We start from the raw sequence: 19,545 nt of genomic DNA, 5'->3' as shown, positions 1-19,545 counted from the left end.
ATTCGGCCTACAAAATCGTGCTAATTCAAAATATTGCATTGTATGCTTTAGGCCTGATAAGCGCAGCGCATGAGGCAATATTTCATTTGTTTCTGTCTCAAGACGGGTTACAGCCCCAAACTACTGCAATCATGGTTCGGGTAAAATTTACCCGCCGTATCGGGCGCTAATACTTTAGTCGGCGCACCGGTATCGGGATTAGCCTCCAGCGTAAAGTGACCTTCAACTGACAGTAACACTGGTTTTTCACTGTTACCCCGCGCAGCCAGGTAGCCACGCTCCAGCTCTGCGTTATTCGCCACAATAAAACGTTTTCCGGTCGCGCAATCAGTAAAGGTCGCCGCATCAGCCATATAGAAATACATGCCACGCAGGGTCATCGGCGTCATTGGCATGCTCGATTTTGCCGGTTCCAGCGTGTAGTTGAACTGCGATTCAATGGGATTACCTTCACGATCGAGCATCTCCAGTGCATCCCCTTTCGCTCGATAATATGACTTTTCACCTTTGCTGTCGGTTAATACCAGCTTGTCGGCAGTTCGCGCCCATGTACCGTAGGAGGCAAAGGATGAAGGCTCTTCACGAGCGCCAAGATAGCGCTCGCTCATCACCCAGGTTCCATCTTTTTCGAGGAACAGAGAGGTTTCGATCCCTTCGCAATCGGCACACGGCAGCACGCCGCGCCAACTTTGCGGCATCGGTTTCAGTTCGGCAGCCTGCGCCGGAGAAAGCGTGTCGACTTCGGCCCGATTGTTACATCCCATCAGAGTAAAGAGGCTGATTACAGCCATCGCTGTCACTATCGCTTTTCTCACCATCCATTCCTTCTTTTTACTCCCGACCGCTGCGCACTTTGCCGCGCATCGCCTTCACGCTTGATTTTTGTGCCTTCGATGCCAGCCTGCGCTCTTTTGATGCGCGGGTGGGCCGCGTGGGTCGTCGGGCTTTTTGTTCTGTTGTTAATTCTTTAATCACTGCCACCAACCGGGCCAGCGCCGCTTCGCGGTTGAGCTCCTGACTACGGTATTCCTGCGCCTTAATGACAATCACGCCATCGCTGCTGATTAAATGATGGCTGGCGGCGAGCAGGCGCTCTTTGTAATACTCTGGCAGGCTGGACGCCCGAATGTCAAAACGCAGATGAATGGCCGTTGAGGTCTTATTAACATGCTGCCCGCCCGCGCCCTGCGCACGAATGGCGGTGATCTCAAGCTCACCATCGGGGATAGCAACATGTCGGGAAATCACAATCATGAAGGTTGTTGCCAGGCGGTTAAGTTCACTTCCAGATTATTCTTATCATCCGATAACCAGATCACGCCATCCTGAATCGTTGCCTGCAGCGTCATGGTACGATCGGCAAAGGCGCTCACTTTCGCCAGCTGCTCGTCGTCCAGATACCAGACGGAAAGATTGGCAAACTGCGCACATTTGCTCTGATTTTGCTGCCACCAGATTTGCGCCGCCCGACTATTATAGGCAAACAGCGCCACTTCTGCGGCCTGAGTGCAGGCTTTCTTAATCCGTCGCTCATCCGGCAGCCCCAGTTCAATCCATAAATCAATGCCCAGGTGATCGTTACGCAGCCACGCTTCCGGCTCATCATCGGCACACAAACCTCGGGTAAATTGCAGACGTTCATCAGCATATTTCAGCCACGCCAGCAGGCGCAGCATCATGCGCTCCTGGGTTTCTGAAGGATGGCGCGCCAGCGTCAGAGAGGCATCGAGAAACTGGTTGCGGTCGAGATCGGCCACATTAACCGTCGCTTTATAAATTGTCGCTTTAAGCGCCATAAGAAAACTCCTTTCGAATCAGGAGGCCATTGTAACGGAATACGTGCAGTTGCGACGCTGATATTGCAGAAATGAGTGTGGTATAGTCACCTTGCGAAACAGAGTTTATCTTCGTAGGCTTAGACTTGCATCCACGGTTAAGTCAGAGTGCTGACAGGAGGGCATGTGGAAAAATATTGTGAGTTAATACGCAAGCGGTACGCGGAAATCGCCAGCGGAGACTTAGGATACGTTCCGGACGCGCTGGGCTGCGTTTTGAAAGTGCTGAATGAAATGGCTGCCGACGACGCCCTTTCTGAGGCTGTCAGGGAAAAAGCAGCATACGCTGCGGCAAACTTACTGGTGAGCGATTATGTCAATGAATGATACGTATCAACCAATCAATTGTGATGATTACGATAATCTTGAGCTCGCCTGCCAGCATCATTTAATGCTGACACTTGAGCTGAAAGATGGCGAAAAATTGCAGGCGAAGGCCAGCGATTTAGTCTCCCGCAAAAATGTGGAGTATCTGGTCGTCGAGGCCGCTGGTACAACCCGCGAGCTGCGTCTGGATAAAATTGCCAGCTTTAGCCACCCGGAAATCGGTACGGTGGTGGTGAGCGAGTCCTGATTGACTTTCGCCGGATGCGACGTTTGATGCGTCTTATCCGGCTTTCACTTAACTAAGCGTTTTCTGCCAGACAAAACTGACGCCATTCTCACCTTCAGCCACACCTTCTTGCGTCACAAATACCCCTGCCGCCGCAATCAACGTTTCGCCATAAAACAGCAGTGGCGTGGTGTCACGTAGCCACGGCGGCACACCCAGCTCTTGCCAGATTTTCTTCAGCTTACGTCCGCCATTGCGCCCGACAATATGCAGCAATCCAGGCGCTTTGAAACGCACGCTGACCGCTTCGTCTGCACGCGGAGGGCGAATATCGCCTCCCGCAGTAAGCTGTACACTTCCCAGTCCCGCCGGTAATTCCAGCGGTTGTAGCCACGTCTGCCACGGCACAATGGTTTCGCTTTGCCCGGCAACGGATTTAATCCACCACAGTTGCGATTGATAGCGGCGGATTTCAAACGCCCCCAAACGTAAACAGGGGGAAGCATCTTCTCGCGCCAGCGCCACTTCCTGCCAGATCCTCACCAACGCGTCGCGGGAAGGCATCGGTGCATTCTGCCCTGCCAGCCAGCGGCGGATAATCGCCGCGCGACGGGCATCACTCATCGCCAGCATTGGCGCAATCTGCAGCGTCCCCTGCGGCGTTTGACAGTGTGCTAAATCATCTGCCAGCAGTTCATCCAGCAGGCTCTCTTGCTCAGCACAAAGTGCAGCGCTGCGGGCCGTTGCTTCGGCAAAATGCGGCCAACGCTGCTGCAATAACGGCACTACGCGCAGGCGCAGAAAGTTACGATCGTATGAGTCGTCCTGATTACTTTCGTCTTCAATCCAGCGTAAACCATGCGCCAATGCCCACTGCTCCAGTTCCCCCCGCGTGCGGGCGAGCAACGGGCGGATAAGCTGTGTTCCGGCAAACTCCGAAACTTCCCCCATAGCCGAAAGCCCGGCAGGGCCGCTACCGCGTTTTAGCGCCAGCAGAAAGGTTTCACATTGGTCGTCGAGATGTTGCGCGGTGACCAGCACTTCACCGGGTAACAGGGTACGAGCAAATGCCTGATAACGCACCTGCCGCGCCTGGGCCTCAATGCCCAGTCCTTCTTGCGCAAGTTGCACGCGCTCGACCACCAGCGGCACCTGCCACTGTTGGCAGATGTTCTCGCAATGCCTAACCCAGGCATCGGCATTGGCACTTAAACCGTGATGCACATGGATAGCGCGTAGAGTGACGCCCGGATTTTCCGTCCGCCACTGCACCAACTGATGCAGCAGAACGGTGGAGTCAAGCCCGCCGCTAAAGGCCACCAGAATCTGGCGTGAGGAGAGAAGTTGTCTATTGAGCGTGAGTGTCATGATGATGCGATTTTACAGTAGCAATGCCCGGCACGTTACCGGGCAAATATGGCGATGACAAGCCTTACTGCTCATACAGTTCCAACGGCAGTCCGTCCGGATCGTTAAAGAACGTGAAGCGTTTTTGCGTGTAGGGATCGACACGGATGGCTTCACACTTCACGTTATGGCTTTCAAGGTACGCCACTGCCGCATCGATATCATCAACGCTAAAAGCCAGATGACGCAGGCCGCAAGCTTCCGGTCGGCTGGGGCGCTCCGGCGGGAACGGAAATGAGAAAAGCTCAATCACATATTGCCCATTAAGCGCCAAATCCCCTTTCCACGAATCGCGCGCTTCGCGATAGACTTCGCTTTGCAGCGTGAAACCAAGAATATCGCAGTAAAACGCTTTGCTCACCGCATAATCCGTCGCAATAATCGCAATATGGTGAACCTGTTTTAAACCCAGCATAACGTCTCCTTTATTTGTTAACAGCACGTTACTCGCCCGGAAGCCGCTCTGGCAAGTTATCCCGCCATTTTTAGGACTCGTACGCGGTAAATGCCGTCTTCGTCCTGTTTCGCGCCGTGAATATCCGTTTCAAAACCGGGGTAATGTTGCCCTACGGAACAAAGCATCAGTAGAAAATCGAGTACCGTGCGGCTCTCTTCGGTCAGCATTTCTCCAGGCATCAACAGCGGTACGCCGGGTGGATAAGGCAGGATCATATTTGCCGATACTCTACCGACCAGTTGTTCCAGCGCAATGGTTTCTACTTCACCTTTAATCTGTCTCTGCCATGCCTGATGTGGCGTCATGATCATCTCCGGCAAGGTATCAAATGCCCGCAACATCAAACCGGGAAGATCGTGTTTACGAATCAGCTTATGGATCCCTTGCGCCAGATCCTGAATACGCATACTGCGGTAGAAATCGGGATCTTCTGCATAGAGATCGGGCAGCATATTTTTGATCCGCAGGTTGAGATCGTAAGAGCGCTTAAATTCCGTCAACCCACGCAATAATCCCATTGCTTTGGTTTTATCGATGCCAATACTAAAGAGAAACAGCAGGTTATAAGGGCCGGTTTTCTCTACTACGATCCCACGTTCGTCGAGGAATTTTGCCACCAGCGCCGCCGGGATCCCCTCCTCGCTCATATTGCCCTGCTCGTCCATCCCCGGTGTCAAAATAGTGACTTTAACCGGATCGAGAAACATATGATCGGCATCCGCATCGTTAAAGCCGTGCCACTGTTCGCCAGGCGCAACGGGCCAGCATTCGGCTTCATCCACCTGCGGCGGTTGCCAGATATCGAAAAACCAACCGTCAGACTCTTCCCGCAGCCGCTGGACCTCTTTGCGAAAATGCAGCGCCCGCTCCACCGAACGGTTAATCAGCCGTTTGCCCGGATTACCACGCAGCATCGCCGCCGCCGTCTCAACCGAAGCAACAATGGGATAACTGGGCGAGGTGGTGGTATGCATCATAAAGGCTTCGTTAAACGCCTCTTCGTCATACTCGCCTTTAATGTGGATCAGCGAAGCCTGCGATAACGCCGCCAGCATTTTGTGGGTCGATTGCGTTTCGAAGATCACTTTTCCCGCAACACGCTCGCCGCTCATACCACTTTTACCCTGGTAGATCGGATGAAAATGGGTGTACGGCACCCAGGCAGAATCGAAGTGAATCGACGGGACATCCAGCGTCTGTTTGATCCAGTCGGTGTTGTAGAGCAAGCCATCATAGGTGGAGTTGGTAATCACCGCATGAACCGGCCATTGTGCTTGCGTGGTAGCAGCGACTTTCTCTTCGATACTGTCGCGAGAAAATTCACGGCGCGGGATCCCACCAAGAATCCCCAACGCATTACGTGTTGGTTTTAGCCAGACCGGCACTACATCGTTCATCATCAACAGATGCGCCAGCGATTTATGACAATTGCGGTCAATTAACAGCGTACTGCCGGATGGCGCGGCGTACATACCCACAATTTTGTTCGACGTCGATGTTCCGTTGGTGACGATATAACTCTGTTCCGCGCCAAACGTCCGCGCGATGTACTCTTCCGCTTCCAGGTGTGGCCCGGTGTGGTCGAGCAACGAACCAAGCTCGGTGACCGAAATAGAGACGTCCGCCTTGAGGGTATTCCCGCCGAAAAAATCATAAAACAGACAGCCAACCGGGCTTTTTTGATATGCGGTGCCGCCCATATGCCCCGGCGTACAAAAGGTGTACTTCCGCTCTTTGACGTAGGTAAACAAGGCTTTCGTGAACGGCGGCGTAATGTTATCAAGATATTCGTTGGTGTACTGACGCATACGAATGGCGATATCTTCCGCCTGCCCCAGCGCATATTCAAAAAACCAGAGCGCCATCCGCATATCCTGCACGCTGACATCCATCGTCGAGTGGGTGTTGATGAAGGCATAAAGCGGGAGATATTCATTAAGCTGATTGATATCGCTACATAAATCGAGACTGTACTCATCCCAGTCAAAAATCACGCCGCAAATTCGAGGGTTATGTTCGATAAATTTCAGCAAATCAACGCTGTTTTGTGGCCAGATAATCTGAAAGCCTTGCGCCACCAGCGCCGACTCCAGTTCTTTGATGGGCTCATCTTTATAAAAGACGCCATGCGGTCCCATAATGGCAATGATGTTCATGTGTTCCTCCTGGAAAATCCTTCCTTAATCATAGCCTGCTCAAACCGTGGCGATAAAAAAGGGCCACCGAAGTGACCCTTTTTCAGAACTTTTGCGAATTACGCGTAACCGTAGCTCATCAGGCGCTGATAACGACGATTTTTTAAATCTTCAGTGCTTAACACGTCGAGATCGGCCAGATCCGCCAGCAGTTGCGCTTTCAACGATGCCGCCATCGCTTCCGGGTTACGATGAGCGCCGCCCAGCGGTTCCGGGATGATGGAGTCGATCAGTTTCAGCTCTTTCAGGCGCGGAGCGATGATACCCATCGCTTCAGCCGCCAACGGCGCTTTGTCGGCGCTCTTCCACAGAATGGACGCGCAACCTTCCGGCGAGATAACGGAATAGGTGCTGTATTGCAGCATATTCACTTTATCGCCCACGCCAATCGCCAGCGCACCACCAGAACCACCTTCACCGATAACGGTACAAATAGTCGGTACGCTAAGGCGAGACATTTCACGCAGGTTGCGTGCAATGGCTTCAGACTGACCGCGCTCTTCTGCGCCCACGCCCGGATAAGCCCCCGGGGTGTCGATAAAGGTGATGATAGGCATTTTAAAACGTTCAGCCATTTGCATCAGACGCAGTGCTTTGCGGTAACCTTCTGGCGCTGGCATACCAAAGTTACGGCGAATTTTTTCTTTGGTTTCACGACCTTTTTGATGACCAATGATCATCACCGGACGACCATCGAGACGGGCGATACCACCGACGATAGCTTTATCGTCTGCATACGCGCGGTCGCCAGCCAGTTCGTCAAATTCATCAAATGCCAGGCGAACGTAATCCAGGGTATAAGGACGCTGTGGATGGCGTGCCAGTTGCGCAATCTGCCATGCACCGAGATCGGCGAAGATTTTACGCGTCAGTTCTACGCTTTTTTCACGCAGACGATGCACTTCTTCATCGATGTTAATATCCAGTTTCTCATCCTGGCGGCTAACCGCAGTCAGAGAATCGATTTTCGCTTCCAGCTCTGCAATCGGCTGTTCAAAATCAAGGAAATTCAGACTCATAGTATTCCTGTATTAGTCAAACTCCAGTTCCACCTGCTCCGAACCAATGAGGCCACGGAGATCGTTTAATAAACGATCGCTCGGAGAGACACGCCACGTCGCGCCAAAACGCAACCGCGCGCGTGCATCCGCCCTCTGATAGTAGAGATGTACTGGAATTGTCCCAGAGCGGTGGGGTTCCAGAGACTGACGGAGTCGGTTTAAAAGCTGGTCATCAATTTGCCTGTCCGTCAGCGAGATAGCAAGCCCGCGAGCATATTTTTCCCGGGCTTCGTCAATATCCATCACTTCGCGAGCGGTCATTTTAAGCCCACCGCTGAAGTCATCAAAGCTGACCTGTCCGCTGACGATAAGTATGCGGTCTTTTTCCAGCAATTGCTGGTATTTATCCAGGGCGTCAGTAAACAACATCACTTCCAGCCGCCCGGAACGGTCATCCAGCGTGCAGATACCGATACGATTGCCGCGCTTGGTGACCATAACCCGCGCAGCAACAACGAGCCCCGCAGCCGTGATGACTTTACCACGTTCTGTCGGGTGCATGTCTTTCAGCCTTATGCCTCCGACATAACGCTCAATCTCTTTTAAATACTGGTTGATAGGGTGTCCCGTCAGGTACAGACCTAACGTTTCACGTTCCCCATCTAATACCACCTGCTCCGGCCACGGTTGGCAGCTGGCGTAGGATTGTTCAATTTGTTCCGGCTCTTCTGCCAGCACGCCGAACATATCGGCCTGACCGATGGCTTCCGCTTTTGCGTGTTGATCAGCCGCTTTTAACGCATCGCCCAGCGAGTTCATCAACGCCGCGCGGTGTGGCCCAAGACGGTCAAACGCCCCGGACATGATCAATTTTTCCAGCACTCGCCGGTTTAACTTTTTGGTGTCGGTTCGGGCGCAGAGATCAAACAGTTCGCGGAAGTAGCCGCCTTTATTACGGGCTTCGATGATGGCCTCAATCGGACCTTCACCGACCCCTTTGATCGCGCCAATACCATACACGATTTCGCCGTCGTCGTTGACGTGGAAATGGTAAAGACCGGAGTTTATATCTGGTGGCAGGATTTTCAGCCCCATCCGCCAGCACTCATCCACCAGGCCCACCACCTTCTCGGTGTTGTCCATATCGGCGGTCATTACCGCCGCCATAAACTCCGCCGGATAGTGCGCTTTCAGCCATAACGTTTGATATGACACCAAAGCATAGGCCGCAGAGTGCGATTTGTTAAATCCGTAACCCGCGAATTTCTCCACCAGGTCGAAGATTTTCATCGCCAGTTCGGCGTTAATTCCGTTCTTTTCTGCACCTTCAGCAAATACAGAACGCTGCTTAGCCATCTCTTCCGGCTTTTTCTTACCCATCGCACGACGCAGCATATCCGCGCCACCGAGGGTATAACCAGAAAGCACCTGGGCAATCTGCATGACCTGTTCCTGATACAGGATGATGCCGTAGGTTGGCTCCAGTACCGGTTTCAGGCTTTCATGCTGCCACTGCACGTCCGGATAGGAGATCTCTTCGCGACCATGTTTACGGTCGATAAAGTTATCCACCATCCCTGACTGCAACGGACCAGGGCGGAACAGTGCCACCAGTGCGATCATATCTTCGAAGCAGTCAGGTTGCAGACGCTTGATCAGGTCCTTCATGCCGCGCGATTCAAGCTGGAATACCGCCGTGGTTTCCGAGCGTTGCAGCATGTCGAAGCTTTTCTTGTCATCCAGCGGGATCGCGGCGATATCCAGCGGCGGCTCGCCATTCTTCGCCCGCCGCTTGTTGATCATCTCCAGCGCCCAGTTGATGATGGTGAGCGTACGCAAACCGAGGAAGTCGAACTTCACCAGCCCGGCGTATTCAACGTCGCTTTTATCAAACTGGGTGACCGGATGTTTGCCCTCTTCATCGCAGTAAAGCGGCGCAAAATCGGTAATTTTGGTCGGTGCGATAACCACCCCACCGGCGTGCTTACCGGCGTTACGGGTGACCCCTTCCAGTTTGCGCGCCATGTCGATCAGCGCCTTAACTTCTTCATCCGCTTCGTAGATTTCCGGCAGCTGCGGCTCGGCTTCAAACGCTTTCGCCAGCGTCATCCCCGGATCGGGCGGGATCAGTTTCGAGATACGATCGACAAAGCCGTACGGATGGCCCAGCACGCGGCCTACGTCGCGGATCACCGCTTTCGCCGCCATCGTACCGAAGGTGATAATCTGCGATACCGCATCGCGACCGTACATGTCCGCCACATGTTCGATAACCTGGTCGCGTTTCTCCATACAGAAGTCAACGTCGAAGTCAGGCATGGAGACACGTTCCGGGTTAAGGAAACGTTCGAACAGCAGGTCAAATTCCAGCGGATCGAGGTCGGTGATTTTCAGCGCGTAGGCCACCAGTGAACCCGCACCGGAGCCACGGCCTGGCCCTACCGGTACGCCGTTATCTTTCGACCACTGGATAAATTCCATAACGATGAGGAAGTAACCCGGGAAGCCCATCTGGTTGATAACCTGAAGTTCAGTCTCCAGACGCTCGTCATATTCCGGGCGGCGCTTCAGACGTTCTTCCTCGTCAGGGAATAAAAAGGCCAGACGCTCTTCCAGGCCTTCTTTTGCACGCTTGACCAGATAATCTTCGGTGCTCATGTCCCCGGTCGGGAATTGCGGCAAGAAGTATTCACCCAGACGCACAGTTACGTTACAACGTTTGGCTATCTCAACGGTGTTGGCAAGGGCTTCGGGAATGTCGGCAAAAAGCTCGCACATCTCCTCTTCGCTACGCATATATTGCTGCGGCGAATAGTTACGCGGGCGTTTAGGATCGTCGAGGGTAAAGCCGTCGTGGATCGCGACGCGGATTTCGTGTGCGTCAAAGTCGCTGCTGTCGATAAAGCGCACGTCGTTGGTCGCCACAACGGGCAAACCGCGTGATTCCGCCAGTTCCACCGCAGCGTGCAGATAGCTTTCTTCGTCCGGCCTGCCGGTGCGGATCAGCTCGAGAAAATAGCGATCCGGGAAGTGTTCTTCATAAAACGCGACACACTCATCTACCAGCGCGCTGTTACCACGCAAAAGACTGCGTCCAACGTCGCCCATGCGCCCGCCGGAAAGAAGGATCAACCCTTCATTTAATTCGATAAGCCAGTCGCGATCGATGATCGGCCCGGCGGCACCGTACCCGCGCTGATACGCTTTTGAGATCAGCAACGTCAGATTCTGATAGCCGGTATTGTTCGCCGCCAGCACCGTCAGGTGGGTTAACTCATCACCCAGCAGGTCGCACTGGACGTTAAAATCCGCCCCGACGATGGGCTTAATCCCTGCGCCATGTCCCGCTCCGTAGAACTTCACCAGACCGCAAAGGTTGGTGAAATCGGTGATCGCCAGTGCTGGCATACCCAACGCCGCCGCCTTTTTTACCAGCGGTGCGGTTTTGGCCAGGCCATCGATCATCGAGTAGTCGCTGTGCACCCGCAGGTGTACGAAACGTGGTTCAGACATCTTCAGATTCCGGTTTACTTAATCTCGACACAAGAATCAGGACGCAAGTCCCAGTGCGCGTTTGACAGGCCCAAAGCTGCGCCGATGGTGTTCGGTCGCGCCGTGTTCAGCCAGTTTTTCCAGATGAAAAGCGGTTGGATACCCTTTGTGTTGGGCAAAACCATATTGCGGGAAAACAATATCCAGCGCCGCCATTTCGGCGTCACGCGTCACTTTCGCCAGGATAGACGCGGCACTGATTTCCGGTACGCGGCTATCGCCTTTCACCACAGCCATCGAAGGCATCGGTAATTTCGGGCAGCGGTTACCATCAATCAACACATATTCCGGCGCAATATGCAGTCCAGCGACGGCACGCTGCATCGCCAGCATGGTCGCATGTAAAATATTCAGTTCGTCGATTTCGTGAGGTTCCGCGCGGCCCAGACTCCAGCTCAACGCTTTCTCTTTGATCTCTTCACAGAGCGCCAGACGGCGTTTTTCGCTCAGCTTTTTGGAATCATTCAGCCCGGCAATTGGGCGCGCCGGGTCAAGGATTACAGCAGCGGTAACCACCGCGCCAACCAACGGCCCGCGTCCAACTTCATCCACACCCGCAACCAGCTGCGTGTGTGGATAAACAAATTCGATCATTGTGCTAACTCCAGAACGGCTTGTGCCGCCTGCTCATCGGCATTGCAGCGGATCTGCTGATGCAGTTCACGGAAGGTATCGTGCATCGCGTGACTGGTTTTCCCGTTCGCCAACAGCGGTAACAGCGCCGCAGCCAGTTTTTGCGGCTCACACTCTTCCTGCAATAACTCTTTGACTAACTCTCTGCCCGCCAGCAAATTTGGCAGCGAGACATACTCGGTTTTCACCAGCCGCTTCGCCAGCCAGAAGGTAAAAGGCTTCATGCGATATCCCACCACCATCGGGCATTTCGCCAGCATGCACTCCAGGGCTGCCGTACCCGACGCCAGTAGCGCCGCATCACTGGCGACCATCGCCTCACGGCCCATTCCATCCAGCAGATGAACAGCAAGGTCCGGTGCGACTTCAGCTTTGATACGCTCAAACTGCTCGCGGCGTTTGGCATTCACCAGCGGCACCACGATCTCGAGATCGGGATATGTCTGACGCAAAAGCTGGGCCGTTTTCAGGAAATCGGCACTAAGCATTTCGACTTCTGCACCACGGCTGCCCGGCAACAATGCCAGACAGTGGGCATCGTAAGGGATACCCAGCACATCACGGGCACCATTTTTATCTGGATCTAATGGCATGGCATCAGCCATGGTATGACCGATAAAGCGGCACGGTACGTTGTATTTGTCATAAAACGCCTTTTCGAAAGGCAGAAATGCGAGCACCAGATCGGTGGCTCTGCCTATTTTGAAAACGCGTTTCTGTCGCCACGCCCAGACGGACGGACTAACGTAATGAATGGTTTTGACACCCTGCTTTTTGAGGTTACCTTCAAGAGTAATATTGAAGTCTGGCGCATCAATACCGACAAAAACATCTGGCTTCAGTTCGCCAAAACGCTTTGTCAGATCGGCACGAATATGCAGTAAGCGACGCAGACGCCCGAGCACTTCAACAATGCCCATCACCGCCAGCTCTTCCATTTCGTACCAGGCTTCGCAGCCTTCGGCTTGCATTCGTGGCCCGGCAACACCAACAAAGCGGGCATTGGGCACACGTTCTTTCAGAGCACGGATTAAACCGGCCCCCAGGATATCGCCGGAGGTTTCTCCGGCGACCAGGGCAATCGTTAATGGACGCTGTTCAGTCATTAACGAATCAGACCGCGCGTTGAGCGTGCAAAGAAATCGGTAAAGGCTTTCACTTCCGGATATGTTTCCGCCAGTTCAGCAATTTCCGGTTTCACTTCATCGAGCGTTTTACCGCTACGATAAATCAGCTTATACGCATTGCGGATAGCGGTAATCGCCTCACGGCTGAATCCGCGGCGCTTCAGCCCTTCGATATTGACACCGAACGGCGTTGCGTGGTTACCCTGCGCAATGACATAAGGAGGGACGTCCTGCGCCACACCGGAGCAGCCGCCAACCATCACATGCGCACCAATGATGCAGAACTGATGGACTGCGGTCATGCCGCCGATGATCGCGAAGTCGTCAACCGATACGTGACCCGCCAGCGTTGCGTTGTTGGCGAGGATGCAGCGGTTACCTACCGTACAATCGTGCGCAATGTGCGCATTGATCATCAGTAAGTTGTCGCTGCCCACCTTCGTCAATCCACCGCCCTGGACTGTGCCACGATGAATGGTGACGCTTTCGCGAATGCGGTTACGATCGCCGATTTCCACGCGGGTCGGTTCGCCAGCATATTTCAGATCCTGGTTAACTTCGCCGATGGAGGCGAACTGATAAATCTCATTATCGCGGCCAATTTTAGTATGACCATTCACGACAACGTGAGATTTCAGTACGGTACCCTCACCAATTTCGACATGGGGTCCAACGATACAAAAAGGACCAATGTGAGCGTTCGCGCCAATCGACGCGCCCTCTTCCACAATGGCGGTTGGATGCACAAAGGCGGATTTATCAATCACGTATCAGGCCTCCCGGCTACGAGCACACATCATCGTTGCTTCGCAAACTACTTTACCGTCGACCAGAGCAACCCCTTTAAAACGGGTCAGGCCGCGGCGCGTTTTTTCGAAAGTGACTTCCATGATCATTTGATCGCCAGGCACGACCGGGCGCTTAAAGCGCGCTTCGTCAATACCGGCGAAGTAGTACAGCTCACCCGGTTCCAGTTTTCCTACGCTTTTAAACGCCAGAATACCTGTTGCCTGTGCCATTGCTTCCAGAATCAGCACACCCGGGAAAATCGGTTTTCCAGGGAAATGGCCCTGGAAGAATGGCTCATTGACAGAGACATTTTTTACTGCGCGCAGAAAACGACCTTCTTCAAAATCCAGCACGCGATCCACCAGTAAGAACGGGAAACGGTGCGGCAGAAGTTCTAAAATCTCTTCAATCTGCAGAGTATGAGTGTTAGTAGTCAAGATACTCTTCCTGTCAAAATATAAGAAACGACAATAATAACACGGCCTGCCGCAATCGTAAGAATGAGACAGGCCGTAAAGTTTGGCGAACAAAAGATGGAACGTTAGTCTTGTTGATTAACCTTGCGCTCAAGCGATTTCAGACGCTTGCTCATGTCATCAATGTTCATCACCAGTGCAGCGGTTTTGCGCCAGACTTTGTTGGGTTGCAGCGGAATGCCTGAGGAATAGACGCCTGGTTCAGTGATGGGACGCATCACCATACCCATGCCCGTAACCGTCACTTTGTCGCATATTTCCATATGCCCGTTGATTACGCTGGCTCCGCCGATCATGCAGTAACGACCAATTTTCAGGCTGCCCGCCATAATGACGCCACCGGCAACTGCCGTATTGTCGCCAATCACGACGTTATGTGCAATCTGGCACTGGTTATCAATGATCACACCATTGCCAATAACAGTGTCATCCAGCGCACCGCGATCGATGGTAGTACATGCGCCGATCTCCACGCGATCGCCAATAATTACGCGACCTATCTGCGGGATCTTCACCCAGTTACCACGATCGTTGGCATAACCAAAGCCGTCTGCGCCTACCACTGTTCCGGACTGGATCAGGCAATTCTGACCGATCTGGATCTCATGGTAAATGGTTACGTTCGCCCAGAGACGCGAACCTGCACCGATTTTGCTGTTTTTACCTACGAAGCAACCGGCACCGATAATCACGTTATCGCCCAGTTCAACGCCGGACTCAATCACCGCGTTAGCGCCAATTGAGACGTTGTTACCCAGCTTCGCCGTCGCGTCAATCACTGCACTGGGTGCAATGTTCTGCGCGGGCTGCGGCGTGGTATCTAAAATTTGCGCCATGCGCGCGTAAGTCAGGTAGGGATTCTTCACTACCAGCGCGGCACTTTTCGCGAAAGGAAGATCGTCCTGGGTCATGACAACCGCGGACGCCTGGCACAAGCCTAAATGCTCACGGTATTTTGGGTTAACCATGAACGTAATGTGACCTGTTTGTGCAGATTGCATGGACGCAACGCCGGTGATGACGATATCGCCATCACCGTGTAGTTCTGCATCCAACTGCTGCGCTAAATCAGCCAGTCGAATTGAAGGCATTACTTATTTAACCTGTTTCAGTACGTCAGCAGTGATGTCTTTTACATCGCTGCTGTTGTAAGCAACGGCGTTTGCATCAACAACCAGATCGATATCCTGGCTGTTGGCAACGGATTTCACAGCAGTCTGGATACGAGTAACCAGTTTGCCACGTTCTTCGTTGGAACGACGAGCGCGATCCTGCTCAAAAGCCTGCGCTTTCTGAGCAAAAGTCTGGCGCTGAGCCATCACGTCTTTTTCCAGCTTAGTGCGATCGCTGCCGGCTTTCATGGACTGCAGCTTTTTCATTTTAGCTTGCAGATCAGTTTCCATACGCTGCAGTTCGCTGGCACGGCCTTTGAACTCATTTTCCAGCGTATTAGAAACACCGGTTTTCTGCGCTACCTGCTGAAACAGGCTGCCCATATTGACGATTGCAATTTTGTCAGCCGCCTGAGCAGAAGTTGCCAGTGCTAAACCGAGACCTGCCGCTAATAACCACTTTTTCACAATAAACTCCTTACCATCCCATTTGCACCGGAAGGTGCAGTTCTTTGCGTGGCCCGGCGATCTTATCGAGATCGCCTAAAGTCATCGCTACACTACCACTACATTCCTTTGTGGAGAACACTTACCAGGTTTTACCAATGTTAAACTGGAACTGTTCAGCCTTGTCTCCATCGTACTTTTTGAACGGCTGGGCGTAGGAGAACACCAACGGCCCCAATGGGGACATCCATTGTAATGCGATACCCGCAGACATACGGATATTGCTTGGATCACTATAGTCCGGATATCCAGAATATTGGCTGGAATCCCAGTTTGTATCCCAAACGGTACCCATATCCCAGAAGAAGGAGGTACGGACCGAGTTGGCATACTTGTCGCTAATGAACGGCGTCGGAGTGATGAACTCGAGGCTGGCAACCGCCATAGCGTTACCACCTACAGCATCATCCGATTTACATAAATCTTTTGCCCCATCCTGCGTCGCACACGCATAGTCATTACTTGGGTCATAGCCATTAGGGCTATATGGGAAGTAAACCGCTTTCGGACCAATGGTGTTGGACTGGAAGCCACGCACGGTGCTGGAACCACCGGCATAGAAGTTCTCGTAGAACGGCATCTCTTTGCCGCCTAAACCATCACCATAACCCCAGCGGGTACGACCCAGAACAACCCATTTGTGATCGTCATCGATCGGCACATAAGTCGCCGTGTCTAACGTCACTTTGTAGTATTCGTTATCCGATCCCGGAATGGTCACTTTACCGGTCAGGTTGACACGTGAACCATCTGTCGGGAAGTAACCACGGTCAAGCTTGTTAAAGGTCCAACCATAGTTGAACGTGAAGTCGTCCGTTTTGAAGCTGTTATCCTGATCAGAGGTGCTCGGATGTTCACCCATAGAGTACAGATAACGCCACATCGCAACCTGAGGCTGCATGTTGGACAGGGAGTTATGTACATAACCCAGACCTGCACGCAGCGAGTTATATTCGTTAATCGGGAAGCCCAACGTCACGTCTGTACCATAACTCTTGTTGGTATAGTCGGACAGGTCGGCGTCATCTGCCTGGAAGTCATTATAGAAGAGACGACCACCGAGGCTTACACCATCTACGGTGAAGTACGGGTTGGTTACCGATAGTTCAGCATAAGTCTGGTAATCGTTTTTGGTCCCGTTGATACCAACAGCATAACCCGTACCTAACCAGTTATCCTGTTGCACGCCAGCCTGGAAGCTCACGCCACTTTCAGTACCGTAACCAATCCCGAAGTTGAAGCTACCGGTGTTACGTTCTTTCACCTTGTAGACTACATCAACCTGATCCGGGCTACCCGGAACACGTTGGGTATCGGTATCGACAGTTTCAAAGAAGCCCAGACGGTTCAGACGCTCCTTACCCTGATCGACCAGATCGCTCCCCAGCCATGCACCTTCCATCTGACGCATTTCGCGACGCAGGACGGCATCTTTCGAGGTATCGTTACCTTCAAAACGGATCTTACGCACATAGAAACGGTTACCCGCATCAACGTTCACGCGTAATTTAACGGTTTTGTCGGCATCGTTAATTTCAGGCATCGACTGTACGCGCGGATAGGCATAACCATAGCGACCAAGAAGCTTTTTAATGTCATCTTCCATTTTGGTCACTTTGGTGCCGTTATACAGCTCGCCCGGCTCGATCTTAGTCAGCTGCTCAATTTCAGCGGAGTGCCCGGCAAGATTGCCGCTCACTTCAACGCCAGAAAGCTTGTACTGATCGCCTTCGGTGATGTTCACCGTGACGTAAATACCTTTTTTATCTGGCGTCAGACTGACCTGGGTAGAATCGATGTTGAAACGGGCATAACCGCGATCCAGATAGTAACTGCGCAGGGTTTCAAGGTCGCCTGCCAGTTTCTGTTTCTGGTATTTACGATCGCCTACCACGTTCCACCACGGCACTTCGTCACGCAGTTGGAAATGAGAGATCAGTTCATCGGTGGTGAAAGCATGGTTACCAACAATGTTAATTTGCTGGATTTCAGCTGACACACCTTCCTGGAACACCAGTTTTAGGTCAACACGGTTGCGCGGCAGCGGGGTCACGACAGCTTTAACGCTGGCGCTATATTTACCGACGCTGTAGTAGAAGTCTTCCAGACCTTTCTCGATATCGGCAATGGTGGTGCGATCGAGGGATTCGCCCACACGCACACCAGAAGCCTCGAGGTTTTGCTTCAGCATGTCATCTTTCACCGATTTGTTACCGGAGAAAGTAATGCTGGCAATGGTCGGACGTTCTTTTACCTGAACCAGAAGGGTATCACCATCACGAAGGACGCGAACATCCTCAAAGTTGCCGGTAGCAAACAGAGCGCGAATGGTATTACTGATATCTTCATCATTAACCGTGTCGCCTGTGCGCACCGGCATACTGAGGAGGGCCGCACCAACGGCGACACGCTGAAGGCCTTCGAAATGAATATCTTTCACTACGAACCCTTCAGCACCGTATACGGTGGCGCTGCTAAACAGCAGCGACGCTATGAGCAACTTTTTCATCGCCATCGTTATTATGCGTTCTTCCTAACTAACTCTCATAACCGAGAGAAATCATTGAAAAGTGCAAGCCCCATTAACAGCACCAGCAGAATCGAGCCAATGCGATAACAAAAGTCTTGAACCCGCTCGGATACCGGTCCGCCCTTGATCTTTTCGATCGCAAGGAACAGCAGATGCCCCCCGTCAAGTACGGGCAACGGAAACAGGTTAATTATCCCTAAGTTCACGCTAATAAGCGCAAGAAACGGCAGGTAATAAACAACCCCGAGTTCCGCTGTCATCCCAGCCCCCTTGGCGATAGAGATCGGCCCACTGAGGTTGTTCAGTTTCACATCACCGGTGATCAATTTTCCCAGCATACTGACCGTCAGCTTCATCAGCTGCCACGTTTTGTCCGTGGCTTCGACAATGGCGTTGAACGGCCCATACTGGCGTACAACTTTATACTCATCTGGCAAAGGAATGACTTTCGGCTCAATACCGACAAAACCAATCGCTTTACCATTACCCGGTTTACTCTCCGGGATTAATGTCAAAGACAAAGGACTCCCCTGCCTTTCGATTTCTAACGCTAAGGATTTACCCGGGTTATCCCGGACAAGCATCACAAAGGTCACCCACTGCGTTAAGGGCTGACCATCGACTTTAACGATCCTGTCGCCTGCTTGCAAACCTGCCTTGCTTGCCGCCGAGTTTGGCTGCACATTTTCCAGTACAGGTTCAATTTGCGGCCCACGAGGACGAATCCCCAGCGAAGTTACCGGATCTTCTTTATCAGGCTCAAACGCCCAGTGACGTAAATCGAGCTTTACATCCCGCCGTTGGTCGCTGCCAAATGGCGCTACCGTAATGGTGGTGCTTTCATCGCCAATTTTATCGACCAACTGCAAACGCACGGCATCCCAATCAGGCGTTTCGATACCATCTACGGCTTTTAGTTCCGTACCTGGTGCAATTTGTGCTTCCGCAGCTATCGAATTGGCTGCTATTTCACCAACCACCGGACGTACGCCAGGCACACCAATAATAAAAACCAGCCAGTAGGCAAAGATAGCAAAAATGAAGTTTGCAACCGGACCTGCGGCAATAATCGCCGCTCGTTGGCCGACAGATTTATTATTGAAGGCATGGTGGCGGAGTTCCGGAACGACCGGTTCTGCGCGCTCATCCAGCATTTTGACATAACCGCCCAACGGGATCAGGGCGATAACATATTCGGTGCCGAGCTTATCAGTTCGCCGCCAGAGCGCCTTACCAAACCCTATTGAGAAACGCTCAACGCGAACACCACAACGCCGGGCAACCCAGAAATGACCAAATTCATGCACGGTGATAAGTACACCCAGTGCAACGATGAACGAAGCCAAATCCCAGAGAAAACTCAGCATATTA

At 52.6% G+C, this 19,545-nt stretch carries 18 protein-coding genes; 2 read left to right on the top strand and 16 right to left on the bottom strand.

Features of this window, described 5'->3' with window-relative positions; translation table 11 throughout:
- Window positions 1–107 precede the first annotated feature (107 nt).
- The 3 genes from nlpE to ACJHWR_RS06960 are packed head-to-tail and all read right to left on the bottom strand — an operon-like array spanning window position 108 to window position 1,796.
- Window positions 108–818 (bottom strand): envelope stress response activation lipoprotein NlpE, encoded by a 711-nt coding sequence (gene nlpE / locus ACJHWR_RS06970; RefSeq protein ID WP_000251765.1) that lies wholly within the window; start codon window positions 816–818, stop codon window positions 108–110.
- Window positions 819–831: 13 nt separating this feature from the next.
- Entirely contained in the window at window positions 832–1,254 is a 423-nt protein-coding gene (arfB, locus tag ACJHWR_RS06965; RefSeq protein WP_000635550.1) for an alternative ribosome rescue aminoacyl-tRNA hydrolase ArfB, read from the bottom strand.
- Window positions 1,251–1,796, bottom strand: coding sequence for a YaeQ family protein (locus ACJHWR_RS06960; protein ID WP_001185282.1), 546 nt, complete (start codon window positions 1,794–1,796; stop codon window positions 1,251–1,253). The genes arfB and ACJHWR_RS06960 overlap by 4 nt, the downstream gene beginning before the upstream one ends.
- A gap of 165 nt (window positions 1,797–1,961) precedes the next feature.
- Here ACJHWR_RS06960 and ACJHWR_RS06955 point away from each other — a divergent pair, with 165 nt between their 5' ends.
- Entirely contained in the window at window positions 1,962–2,162 is a 201-nt protein-coding gene (locus tag ACJHWR_RS06955; RefSeq protein WP_000417058.1) for a YaeP family protein, read from the top strand.
- A complete protein-coding gene (gene rof, locus ACJHWR_RS06950; protein WP_233336588.1) occupies window positions 2,149–2,409 on the top strand; it encodes a Rho-binding antiterminator in 261 nt (86 codons plus the stop codon). The genes ACJHWR_RS06955 and rof overlap by 14 nt, the downstream gene beginning before the upstream one ends.
- 48 nt (window positions 2,410–2,457) lie before the next feature.
- On the opposite strand, the gene tilS is transcribed toward rof, so the two are convergent.
- The 13 genes from tilS to rseP form a co-directional block, all read right to left on the bottom strand.
- The gene (tilS, locus tag ACJHWR_RS06945; protein ID WP_012311864.1) at window positions 2,458–3,756 is read right to left on the bottom strand and encodes a tRNA lysidine(34) synthetase TilS; all 1,299 of its coding nucleotides are present in this window, start codon (window positions 3,754–3,756) and stop codon (window positions 2,458–2,460) included.
- A 64-nt stretch (window positions 3,757–3,820) separates the two neighbouring features.
- Window positions 3,821–4,210 carry a VOC family protein gene (locus ACJHWR_RS06940; RefSeq protein ID WP_000901100.1) on the bottom strand — a complete coding sequence of 130 codons (390 nt, stop codon included), beginning with the start codon at window positions 4,208–4,210 and terminating at the stop codon, window positions 3,821–3,823.
- A 56-nt stretch (window positions 4,211–4,266) separates the two neighbouring features.
- The gene (gene ldcC / locus ACJHWR_RS06935; RefSeq protein ID WP_001021006.1) at window positions 4,267–6,408 is read right to left on the bottom strand and encodes a lysine decarboxylase LdcC; all 2,142 of its coding nucleotides are present in this window, start codon (window positions 6,406–6,408) and stop codon (window positions 4,267–4,269) included.
- Between the two features lie 98 nt (window positions 6,409–6,506).
- Window positions 6,507–7,466, bottom strand: coding sequence for an acetyl-CoA carboxylase carboxyl transferase subunit alpha (accA, locus tag ACJHWR_RS06930; protein WP_000055746.1), 960 nt, complete (start codon window positions 7,464–7,466; stop codon window positions 6,507–6,509).
- 12 nt (window positions 7,467–7,478) lie between these two features.
- Window positions 7,479–10,961, bottom strand: coding sequence for a DNA polymerase III subunit alpha (gene dnaE, locus ACJHWR_RS06925; RefSeq protein WP_001294789.1), 3,483 nt, complete (start codon window positions 10,959–10,961; stop codon window positions 7,479–7,481).
- A 36-nt stretch (window positions 10,962–10,997) separates the two neighbouring features.
- Window positions 10,998–11,594 carry a ribonuclease HII gene (gene rnhB, locus ACJHWR_RS06920; protein ID WP_000569423.1) on the bottom strand — a complete coding sequence of 199 codons (597 nt, stop codon included), beginning with the start codon at window positions 11,592–11,594 and terminating at the stop codon, window positions 10,998–11,000.
- Complete coding sequence (gene lpxB / locus ACJHWR_RS06915; protein WP_000139684.1) at window positions 11,591–12,739, bottom strand: lipid-A-disaccharide synthase; 1,149 nt, start codon at window positions 12,737–12,739, stop codon at window positions 11,591–11,593. The genes rnhB and lpxB overlap by 4 nt, the downstream gene beginning before the upstream one ends.
- A complete protein-coding gene (lpxA, locus tag ACJHWR_RS06910) occupies window positions 12,739–13,527 on the bottom strand; it encodes an acyl-ACP--UDP-N-acetylglucosamine O-acyltransferase (RefSeq protein WP_000565966.1) in 789 nt (262 codons plus the stop codon). The genes lpxB and lpxA overlap by 1 nt, the downstream gene beginning before the upstream one ends.
- 3 nt (window positions 13,528–13,530) lie before the next feature.
- Window positions 13,531–13,986 (bottom strand): 3-hydroxyacyl-ACP dehydratase FabZ, encoded by a 456-nt coding sequence (gene fabZ / locus ACJHWR_RS06905; protein WP_000210739.1) that lies wholly within the window; start codon window positions 13,984–13,986, stop codon window positions 13,531–13,533.
- A gap of 104 nt (window positions 13,987–14,090) precedes the next feature.
- Window positions 14,091–15,116, bottom strand: coding sequence for a UDP-3-O-(3-hydroxymyristoyl)glucosamine N-acyltransferase (gene lpxD / locus ACJHWR_RS06900; RefSeq protein ID WP_001139282.1), 1,026 nt, complete (start codon window positions 15,114–15,116; stop codon window positions 14,091–14,093).
- Between the two features lie 3 nt (window positions 15,117–15,119).
- The gene (skp, locus tag ACJHWR_RS06895; RefSeq protein ID WP_000758956.1) at window positions 15,120–15,605 is read right to left on the bottom strand and encodes a molecular chaperone Skp; all 486 of its coding nucleotides are present in this window, start codon (window positions 15,603–15,605) and stop codon (window positions 15,120–15,122) included.
- 121 nt (window positions 15,606–15,726) lie between these two features.
- Window positions 15,727–18,159 carry an outer membrane protein assembly factor BamA gene (gene bamA / locus ACJHWR_RS06890; protein ID WP_001240891.1) on the bottom strand — a complete coding sequence of 811 codons (2,433 nt, stop codon included), beginning with the start codon at window positions 18,157–18,159 and terminating at the stop codon, window positions 15,727–15,729.
- A 29-nt stretch (window positions 18,160–18,188) separates the two neighbouring features.
- Window positions 18,189–19,541 (bottom strand): sigma E protease regulator RseP, encoded by a 1,353-nt coding sequence (gene rseP / locus ACJHWR_RS06885; RefSeq protein ID WP_001314482.1) that lies wholly within the window; start codon window positions 19,539–19,541, stop codon window positions 18,189–18,191.
- Window positions 19,542–19,545 lie beyond the last annotated feature (4 nt).

It is taken from the genome of Escherichia sp. WS568 (assembly GCF_046486085.1).
GTDB lineage: Bacteria > Pseudomonadota > Gammaproteobacteria > Enterobacterales > Enterobacteriaceae > Escherichia > Escherichia coli.
This window is presented reverse-complemented; position numbering and strand designations above follow the sequence as displayed.